The organism is Candidatus Seribacter sulfatis (assembly GCF_964187635.1).
Taxonomy (GTDB): domain Bacteria; phylum Verrucomicrobiota; class Verrucomicrobiia; order Opitutales; family Seribacteraceae; genus Seribacter; species Seribacter sulfatis.
Window position 1 is genome coordinate 1 of the sequence record NZ_CAXLMO010000047.1, and the last position, 9739, is coordinate 9739.

General features: G+C 44.2%; 11 protein-coding genes. All 11 read left to right on the forward strand.

What is annotated here, in order from left to right:
• Positions 1-445: family 20 glycosylhydrolase (locus ACKPQ5_RS05500; protein ID WP_407678100.1), on the forward strand; the 445-nt coding region annotated here is incomplete at its 5' end.
• A 182-nt stretch (positions 446-627) separates the two neighbouring features.
• The gene (locus ACKPQ5_RS05505; protein ID WP_407678101.1) at positions 628-1554 is read left to right on the forward strand and encodes an alpha/beta hydrolase family protein; all 927 of its coding nucleotides are present in this window, start codon (positions 628-630) and stop codon (positions 1552-1554) included.
• On the forward strand, positions 1551-2375 hold the full coding sequence (locus ACKPQ5_RS05510) for an endonuclease/exonuclease/phosphatase family protein (protein WP_407678102.1): 825 nt from the start codon (positions 1551-1553) through the stop codon (positions 2373-2375). Before ACKPQ5_RS05505 ends, ACKPQ5_RS05510 begins: the two co-directional genes overlap by 4 nt.
• 98 nt (positions 2376-2473) lie before the next feature.
• Complete coding sequence (locus ACKPQ5_RS05515) at positions 2474-3091, forward strand: hypothetical protein (protein ID WP_407678103.1); 618 nt, start codon at positions 2474-2476, stop codon at positions 3089-3091.
• Positions 3092-3103: 12 nt separating this feature from the next.
• Positions 3104-4048: a metallophosphoesterase family protein gene (locus tag ACKPQ5_RS05520; protein WP_407678104.1), complete on the forward strand. Its 945-nt coding sequence runs from the start codon at positions 3104-3106 to the stop codon at positions 4046-4048.
• Between the two features lie 13 nt (positions 4049-4061).
• On the forward strand, positions 4062-4808 hold the full coding sequence (locus tag ACKPQ5_RS05525; RefSeq protein ID WP_407678105.1) for a GDSL-type esterase/lipase family protein: 747 nt from the start codon (positions 4062-4064) through the stop codon (positions 4806-4808).
• 120 nt (positions 4809-4928) lie between these two features.
• Positions 4929-5411, forward strand: a complete 483-nt coding sequence (locus ACKPQ5_RS05530; RefSeq protein ID WP_407678106.1) for a MerC domain-containing protein — start codon at positions 4929-4931, stop codon at positions 5409-5411.
• A 142-nt stretch (positions 5412-5553) separates the two neighbouring features.
• The gene (locus tag ACKPQ5_RS05535) at positions 5554-6015 is read left to right on the forward strand and encodes a S1 RNA-binding domain-containing protein (protein ID WP_407678107.1); all 462 of its coding nucleotides are present in this window, start codon (positions 5554-5556) and stop codon (positions 6013-6015) included.
• A 146-nt stretch (positions 6016-6161) separates the two neighbouring features.
• Positions 6162-7166, forward strand: a complete 1005-nt coding sequence (locus tag ACKPQ5_RS05540) for a hypothetical protein (RefSeq protein ID WP_407678108.1) — start codon at positions 6162-6164, stop codon at positions 7164-7166.
• 518 nt (positions 7167-7684) lie between these two features.
• Positions 7685-8881: an alpha/beta hydrolase fold domain-containing protein gene (locus tag ACKPQ5_RS05545; protein ID WP_407678109.1), complete on the forward strand. Its 1197-nt coding sequence runs from the start codon at positions 7685-7687 to the stop codon at positions 8879-8881.
• A 37-nt stretch (positions 8882-8918) separates the two neighbouring features.
• Positions 8919-9739 (forward strand): sulfatase-like hydrolase/transferase (locus ACKPQ5_RS05550; RefSeq protein ID WP_407678110.1); only part of this gene is annotated, 821 nt, incomplete at its 3' end.

A 9739-nucleotide genomic window follows, 5' to 3' on the forward strand; every position in this document is an offset into this window, starting at 1 on the left:
GGCTTGGAACAAACCGTCAGAAGCGTTGCAAGGGGTTCGTGCCGGCAGAGAGGTCATCAACTCCTATAATCGGAAGATCTACCTCGATTATCCCGCCAACAATGCCAACGCAGAAGAATTGAACAAGCATAACAGAAGGTATCGAAGCCGCCTGGTGTCCGCAAAGTCGATCTATGCATTCGAACCTGTTCCTGGCAGTCTAACTCCGGAAGAACGGGCCCGCGTTATTGGTGTGGAAGCTCCCGTATGGACGGAGGACATTCGAATGGATCGCCTAGATAGTAAGATTTTTCCTCGCCTGATCTCGGTTGCCGAAGTTGCCTGGACAGATGAGAAAAGAAAAAACTGGGAATCCTTTCAGCGTCGCCTTGAGAAGCACGCCCAAATCCTCGAGGCACTCAACATCGCCTATGACCGCAGTGACTTTATCATTGAAGCCAAATAGCCGGCAATTTGATGCAAGTAATAAGCTTGATTTAAAAGCCGTCTCTCCTTACCCCCTCAGACCACTGCCCCATGTTGGCTTCATTTGAACTAACTAATGCTAAATAGCTTCAGGTGCACCATCCTGAAAAACCGGCAAGCTACATCCGCCCATACTTAAACCATGAATAAAAAGAAGAATCTATGAGAAACCTAATCTTTCTGTGGGTGATGGTGTTATCCACCGCCGTATATGGCTCAAAAGCAAAAGAAATTAAGTACCAAAGCTCGGCAGATCATTCCGAGCAACCCGCGATGTTTTATGCTCCCGTATCCAAAGAGCCCGTACCTTTGATGGTGGCTCTTCATACCTGGTCCGGAAACTACAAACAGAAATACCACAAAGCCATTGAACAATGGTGCATCAAACATGGGTGGGCGTATATTCATCCAGACTTCCGAGGCCCCAACAATCGACCTGAAGCCACCGGTTCAGAATTGGTTGTTGCAGATATTGTAAGTGCCGTCGAGTACGCCAAGGGAGCGACCCAAATCGATAGCTCCGCCATCTATCTTATTGGCACTTCCGGAGGGGGCTATACTGCTTTAGTAATGGCTGGCCACCATCCTGACTTATGGGCTGGGGTTTCAGCTTGGGTGCCCATCTCGGACTTGGCAGCATGGCATGCACAGGGAAAGCATGTCGAAGCATTGGAACAGTCATGCGGGGGAGCTCCAGGTGACAGTCCGGCGGTTGATGCGGAGTATGCAAAGCGCTCCCCCATTACATTTCTGAGCAATGCGAAGGGAACGACACTGCATCTCCACGCAGGGATTAAAGAGAAGATCGTCTCCATCAGTCATTCACTGCTTGCCTTTAATGAACTGGCGGAAGCTAAAGACCGGATATCGGATAAGGATATTGCCTACTTCGTGAAGAAGAGAAAAGTGCCTCCGAATCTGCAAGCCGCCCATCCAGATCGAAGCTACGGCGAGAAGCAACCCCTCTTTACCAGAAAGTCAGGTAATGCAACGGTCACCATTTTTGATGGTGGCCATCAGCTTGTGGCAACAGCAGCGATCGCATGGATACAAAAGGTTCACAATGAAAAGACGAAAAAGAAAAAATGAACCTTTTGAAAAAAACACCTATTCTCGCCGGCATAGCCTTATGGGGATTACTCGTAGTAGGATCAGTCTTTGCAAATGAATCCCAAGGATCCATTCTCATTCGGGTTGCCGCTTACAATGTAGAGTTCGGAAAAAATGCCACGCCAGAGGAAATTGGCAAGATGTTCAAACCCTACAATTTTGACATTATCGGATTTAATGAGGTTCCCGATGGGGACTGGACTGCCCGCGTGGGCAAGGTTGTGGGCATGAAGCACATTTATGTTGGCAAAATTTCTTCTGCCAATCATAGGGACAAATACAAGTCCATCCTCAGTCGGACCCCTCTGCAAAGAGCGGTTGAGCATGATCTCACTGTTCAGCGAAAGCGTTCATGGAACCCGGCATCCGTAGTTCAGGCAATCACTCAAATAGACGGCGTTCCCATTTCTTTTTATTCCCTCCATATCTGCCGTTCGACAGACAATCATAAAACGGGACATGCCTATCGGTTGGCCAATGAGGTCTTGCCAAAAGATAAAACCGACCGGGTGATCGTGCTTGGGGATTTCAATAATAATATGGGCGATACTGCCATGAAGATGCTTGAGGCATCAGGGTATAAACCTACCTGGAAAGATCTGAAGGTCGATGTCTCTAAGGAATTTACCTATAATGCATTGAAGCCTGAACAACCGAACGCAGGAGTGATTGATCATATTTTCTACAATAACCTTCCCCGCACCAAGGTAATCGATGGAGGCATCATTGAATTGAAAAAACCTTTGTCTGACCACAAGCCTGTTTGGGCAGAACTCGCTTTTCCACGAGTTCTAAAATGATTTCGAAGTGATTGGGTTGATTTTCAAATCTTGCAAAAAGCCTCTGATAACTTTTTCGTAGTCTGCATGCCCAAAAGAAAGAATATCCTAAAAACGGAATGAGTGATCCTGCACCGGGTTTTCCCAAGCATGGCTTTGATTCTCCGCATAAAATTACGGATTCCATTGAAATCATTCCATCCCCGGATCCCGACACGCATATCATCTGCTACGGTCCACAGGATGTAAGCACGAGAATAATTGCGGCCATAATATACTCTATATTTGCAGGTGTTTTTAGTGGAGTTCCATTGTATTTCGGGATAAATGGTTGGTCGAAACTTTTTGAACGACCGTTCGAAGAAGCAGCCATGGTGGTCGCGGGAGCATTATTGATTGGAATTGGTTTGCTTATCTATTTTGGTCACGAAATACTATGGGCTTTGTTCGGTTCGACTTTCTTCACCGCGTCCAAAGGGGGGCTTGAGATCAAAAAGCAATTTTTATGTTTTTCCTCCAAAAAGTTTATCGGCTCTCAAGAAATCAAAAGTTTCAAGATGCATGTAAAAAAAGTGAGTAGTAAGGGTGGCGGAGGCAGTTCCAATTGGTACACTCTTTGGGTTGTTGGTAAAAAGAAGCATAAACTTGATTCTAAGACACCCAGTCGTGAATCCATAGAATGGTTGAGCAGGACCCTGTCGGATTGGTTTGGCGTTCCTATCGAAACAAGTCGTTAAGCAGAGTTTAAAATGCCAATCATTCTCCCACCGATCGCCCGTCGTGATTTTATTAAAGGTTCATTCGTACTGAGCGGTGCAACCATTACAGCATCTTCTTTTGTTGCAGCGGATAGTAAATCCGTTCGATTTGACCCTAATCGTATTGCTTTGCTTGCGGATACCCATATCAGTGATGATCCCAATCGTTCCTACCCCGGCACAAAATGGCCGGGCTCTCCTGTCAAAGAAGAGGAACACGAGTGGGTAAACATGGCGGATAGCCTTGCCCAGTCAGCAAGGGAGATAATAGAACTCAATCCGAGACCGTCTAACCTGATCATCAATGGCGACTGTGCCATGAGCAGAGGAACGGAAGCCGAGTACAAAGAGCTCTTGAGGCTTCTTGAACCCATCCGTGCTGCGGGGATTTCCGTTCATATAACCATTGGTAATCATGATAACCGTGATAAACTTTGGAAATTGCTCCCGTTTTTAAAGAAAGAACAGATGGGGATTCATGCGGATGTGATTGAACGGCCCCACGCTAATTTTTTCCTATTGGATTCCGGAAGAAAGGGAATCCTGGGGGAGAAACAGTTGAACTGGCTTGCCCAAGAACTCGACCAGAGGACAGATAAGCCCGCCCTTGTTTTTGGTCACTTCAATCCGTATCCCAATCTTGGGGTGCGTCCGATCAAGGGCATGCGAGATGGTTCTTCTCTTTTGAGACTACTTGCCGCACACAAGCATGCAAGGGCCTATTTCTATGGCCACACCCATGAATGGCAGCAGGATCAACGGGGTCATCTTCATCTTATCAACCAACCGGCAGTTAGTTACTATTTTGGAAAAGGCCATGCCCATGGTTGGGTTGACATGAAGCTTACTGCCAAATCTGCTGACTTGGAATTTCATTGTATTGATCCAAAACACAGGCAACATGGCAATCAAAGGCAGATCCCGTTAACTGGGTAAAGATTTGAATGTCATGAATACAAGAAACTCAATCCTCCTTGCTGCATTGTTTTTATCGAATGGCATATTCTGCAGTGCATTTGGAGAAAAGCCATCAACAGTGATTCCCGTACCATCCACATTAAAAAAATTCATGCCGAAGTTGCATCAAGAGAAACTCAGGGAGGCAAAAAACGGCAAGATCGATTTTGTGATGATCGGAGACTCGATTACTCATTCATGGAGTAAATATCCGGGTGTGTTTGAGGGGAGTAATCTGCTCAACCTTGGATTTCCCGGGGATCGTACACAGAATGTTCTCTGGCGAATTGAGAATGGTGCCCTTGATGGAATTTCCCCCAAGTTAGTAACTTTGATGATCGGAACCAATAATATGCATGATACCAAAAAAGCGTATCCTGCAGATAAACCGCAGGACATATTTACAGGAATCAAAGCCATTGTGGCTGAAGTTCGAACTCGTCTACCGAAATCGAAACTCGTGATCTTCTCCGTCTTTCCTAGAAAGGAGGGCTCTGAAAATGACAGAGCGAAAAAAGTCAATGCCATGTTACCACAACTTGCAGATGGCAAATATGTATCTCATATTGATTTGAATCCCTTTTTCACAACTGAAAAAGGTCAGCAGAATAAAGACCTGTATAATCGCGATTTACTACACTTCAACAATCAGGGATATCAGACATGGGGTAGGGCAATAAAGCCTTTGCTAAAAAAGCATGGCTTGAGGATGAACATCAACCAATGGGGGGAAGAATGACTTACAGATTGGTTGAGGGAAGCATTTTTGATTGGACAGTATAATAAGCATTTAGCTGCAAGGTTTTGGTATTCTATGTTTACAGGATAATATAAGTCTCTATAGTCAGACACCTTGGAAATGAATAGTACCTCAAAAACAGTAAAATGCCATACACATGGTTGGTTGGATTCACTGGCGATCAGTATGTCGGTAATCTGTGCTGTGCACTGTTTGCTTACACCGGTTCTACTTGCCTTGCTTCCGATTATTTCCACCACTTTTTGGGTTCACGAAAACTTTCACTTATGGATGGTTTTTTTAGTCGTACCCACAACTTCTCTTGCCGTATTTATGGGCTGTCGTAAGCACAAGGATAAGGTAGTAGCGGGACTTAGTATTACTGGTTTGGCTTTTATATTGTTCATTGCAATTTACCAATATTCATTTCATACGGGGCATTCATTTGATGCTAACGGGATTTGTACTTCTTGCACTCATCAAAGTTCGGGTAGTTTTCTTAATCTCACAACTATTCTCAATTCTGTTGGTGGTCTGTTTTTGGCTTCTGCTCATTTCCGTAATTTCAAGCTTTGTCGTCAGGCAAAGTGTGATCACGATTAGATCATTATTCTACAGGCTTGCTTTAGCCTTTTAACCTTAATGTTTGCCTGTCTGTGATGATCGGTTTGCTCAGGATTCTGAATTACAAAGAAATCAAAATCAATGTTTCTAAAGCTTCAAAAGTTGTTATGATCAATAAAGAATGAAAGATAATTTTGAGCATTTAATTGAACATGTAGATCCGGATGAATTTGCTCGATGGGAGGAGGTCGATCTTGAGATTTACGCCTTAACTGATTTAGGCTTCAAAGTAGCAATCAATGATCAGTATACAGGATTGGTTTACAGTAATCAGGTTTACGATAAGTATGAAGAAGGTCAGAAACTCAAAGGGTATATCACGGGTGTTCGAGAAGATGGTCGGATTGATGTTTCCTTACAGCCAGATAAAGGCAGGCATGTTCATTCCACTTTCGATAAAATTTTGAATCATCTTAAGATTTCTGGAGGGAAGTCAGAATTTGGCGATAAGAGTCCACCTGAAGATATAAAGAAAGAATTTCAAGTGAGTAAGAAAGTGTTTAAGCAGGCAATTGGTGGCCTCTATAAACAAGGAAAGATCAACATAACCGATGAAGGAATTGAACTTGTCCTGAAGAAATAGCCATTTTTAATTACTTGCTGATTTTTGCCCACAGCAATAAATAGCCATTTAATTTTTTAGTTTCCATTTGTTATTCCAAGCTTGTTTTTTTGGATAAAATATTGGTTCCTTTGTTATGATTTACTCAATCAATAGAAATAAAAAAGATGAATATAAATAGTAGAATTTTAATTTGTGGGTGGTTGTTTGTAATGGGGTCTGTCTCTTTTGGGGTCTATGGAAAGAAGGACTCCACCGTGAAAGATCCATGGGTGGGATGGCACCGCCCAGTTGATGATAATGTATTTACAAGCACCAAGGGAAATAATCATGATTCCGTTTTATTTGTGGAACCGGAACTGGATTATCCTTACTACCTGATCATTAGTCATACACCGCAGTATGCTCATTTATGGCGGAGTAAAAAGTTTTCCTGGAGCAGTGCTGATTGGGAACTGGTTACCGATCAGTACAAAATTGGTAATTTCTACGAATATGATGATGGCGTAAAAGTCGATGGCGTGTACTACATCTATGAAGGAGGGAAAGTATATACTTATTCGGGTCCCCTCGAGAAATCCAGTGGTAAGTGGAAAGTCTCCGGTTCCTTTCCGCATAAAAAATGCGATGATATTGGGATCTTTTATGAAAATGGACTTTTTCATATGTTTGGGGAGCACGGTCATTTTCCCCATGGGCCCGACGGGACCAGCCTCGCTCATTTTACTTCCAGAACCGGTCTGGGTGATTGGGAAATGGTAAACCCGAAGACTGTGGATCCAAACCCCAATGGCGGACACAAGTATGGGGTGGGGGATGCGACCATTGCTAAAATTCAGGGAAGTTATTACATTTTCTGCGACCGAGAATCTAAGGGTAGTCCGTATAAGGTGACTGCATGGCGTTCAGACAGTCTCAGTAAACCTTTTCAATACCTGGGGTTGGCGATTACTCCCCGCTCAGACGAAGTGGATGACTGGGATAATTATCGTATCCAGGATCCTGATATTGCCTTTATTCCTGAACTCAACCGCTATGTGATGACCTGCAATATGATGGATAAGGATGGAAATCCAGGGGGTGATTTTTCCCGATCCGGATTAAAGGGAAAAGATACCCGGGTGATCGGAGTTTTTTATTCGGATAAAAAACTTAAACGAAAAGAGAAATAAGACTTATTCAGGTCGACTTTTCTGACTCTAGTTTTAGCCCCATCTTATTGCTTAGTTATTGATAATTTTAGGCTTACACTACTTCTTAAGAAGAAGAAAATTTGCATTTCAAAAATAGCCCTTTTAAGTCAATAATATCAACCATCTGCTGAGATAACCAAATTCACCCAAACGGAAATGGTGATTTATAGATCGTTCCGATCGGCGCAGGCATTTTAAAATTTGATTCTTTAATAAGTTGGTGCGTCTGAACTTTTCGTTGATCCCAAGTTAGTTGGCCCGGTTTCGTTTTGGGCTGGAAAATGTTTCTCCTTATTCTTTCTTGCTAATTAAAGAGGGTAGTGGTCGTAATAATTTTACTTAGACAGAAATATGTAAGTGAAACTTTTTCGCTTTAAACGCGTTTTGAATAGTAACCACTATCCTTGGGTAAGCACTTCCTCACTCTTCCTTTCTCGCGGATTGCGGTTTTACTCCTCGCCATATTCAAACTACTTAGCAGATAAATTTAATAACTTATGAAAAATAAAAATTTCCACTTTTTGATAACACTCCTTTTAACCGCAGTGGTTTGTACTTCCGTTGCGAGTGAGAGTGCATTGGACAATCAAATCCTGAAAATCAAACCGCAGGCGGATCTAAATGGAGACGGTAAATTGTCCGATGCTGAAAAAGCAGCGATGAAAAAGATGATCATTAAACGATTCCCAAGGTCGGACTCAGATCGGGATGGGGATCTATCTGAAAAGGAGTTGGGGGTGGTTGTTCGTATTGCTACAGTTAGAGCCAAAAAGCAAGGATCCCACGGGCAAGGCAAGAAGACTAATCAAGGGAAAGAACGAAGAACACCCACTCATGCCAATGTGAAATACGGTAAAGATGAGCGTAATGTTTTCGACACCTGGTTGGCGGAGAGCGACAAGCCAACCCCGTTGGCGATCTATATCCATGGCGGAGGCTTTCGTGCAGGCAGTAAGGAAAAATTGAGTAATGATATTTTGAGCCAGCTCTTAAAGGCTGGTATCTCCGTTGCGTCGATTAATTACCGATATCTGACCATCGACACGCCGTTGCCCACTTCCCACCATGATGCCAGGCGTGCTTTGCAGTTTATGCGTTCCAAGGCCGAGGAATGGAATCTGGATAAGTCCCGGGTCGCCGCTTTCGGTGGCTCGGCAGGTGCTCAAATTTGTATGTGGTTGGCCTACTCCGACGACATGGCAAAACCCAAGAGCAAGGATCCCATTAAGCGGGAATCCACCCGGTTGACCTGTGTGGCTACCACCGGTGGGCAGACTACGAACAAAACCGAATTCTGGAAAGAAATGATTACCGATATCATGGGATCCAAAATCGAAGCGGAAGGATTTGTTCGGCCTCTTGATGGACTGGTCGATCCCGAAAAAATACGTATGGCAACCTGGGGTGCCAGTACTCTTGAGGAGGCTAGCCGAATCGCTTCTCAGCACTCTGCTCTTTCCCTTATTTCCGAGGATGATCCACCCATCTTTATGAGTTACGGCATGGATCCATCAGCGAAGCCTCCTACTGACAGGAATCGATTACGCGGCTGGATCATCCATCATGTCAACCTGGGCATTGCCCTGAAGGAAAAGACGGACGCTTTGGAGTTGGAAGCACATTTGAAATACCCCGGTGCTGAATTGAAATACCCGTCGCAGGTCGAATTCTTGGTGGACAAATTACTCAATTGATTTGTTTTTAGAGTACAAGAATGCTCTTAAAAAATCTATGAAGACAAATCTAATCCTCTTTTCCTTCCTGTTGGCTGTAATCAACTGTTTTGCCGGTAAGACTCCCAATATTATTCTTATCTTAGCCGACGATATGGGCCCGGGTGAACCCAGTCATATGGGTGGACTCGTACCGACTCCCGCACTGGACCGAATGGCAAAGGAGGGTATGCGCTTTACTGATGCACATACGACTTCTTCCGTTTGCACACCCACTCGCTATGGAATTCTTACAGGTCGCTATAACTGGAGGAGTCGTCTCAAAAGAGGTGTGCTGGTCAAAGCCAGTTCACAAGCTCTAATGGATCCAAATCGGGTCAACCTGCCCAATTTCCTTCAGCAAAATGGATATCATACGGGTATGGTGGGAAAATGGCATTTGGGGGCGGATTGGGAACTTTTGAAAAAACCTCCCGCGAGCCCGGATCGAAAAGATGATTCCTGGCGGGTTGATTACAGTAAACCTTTCCGTAATGGACCGGTGGATGTCGGGTTTGACGAAGCCTTTTTCATTCTTTCCTCCCTGGATATGGCTCCCTATCTATACCTCAGAAACAATAAATCCCTGTCGATTCCGACCTTGAACGCAGGGTGGCCCCATAACGAGTATAATGACTACAAACGGGTGGGGGCAGGTGCTGCTGACTTCGATGCCCATACCTGCCTGGCTGACTTTGCCCGTGAATCCCGAGAGTACATCAAGCGTCAGGCTTCGGATAAGGATAATCCTTTTTTCCTCTATGTGCCATTAACATCGCCACATACTCCGTGTACACCCGGCAAGAAGTTTAAGGGTAAGTTTCCACAATACAGTCTCTA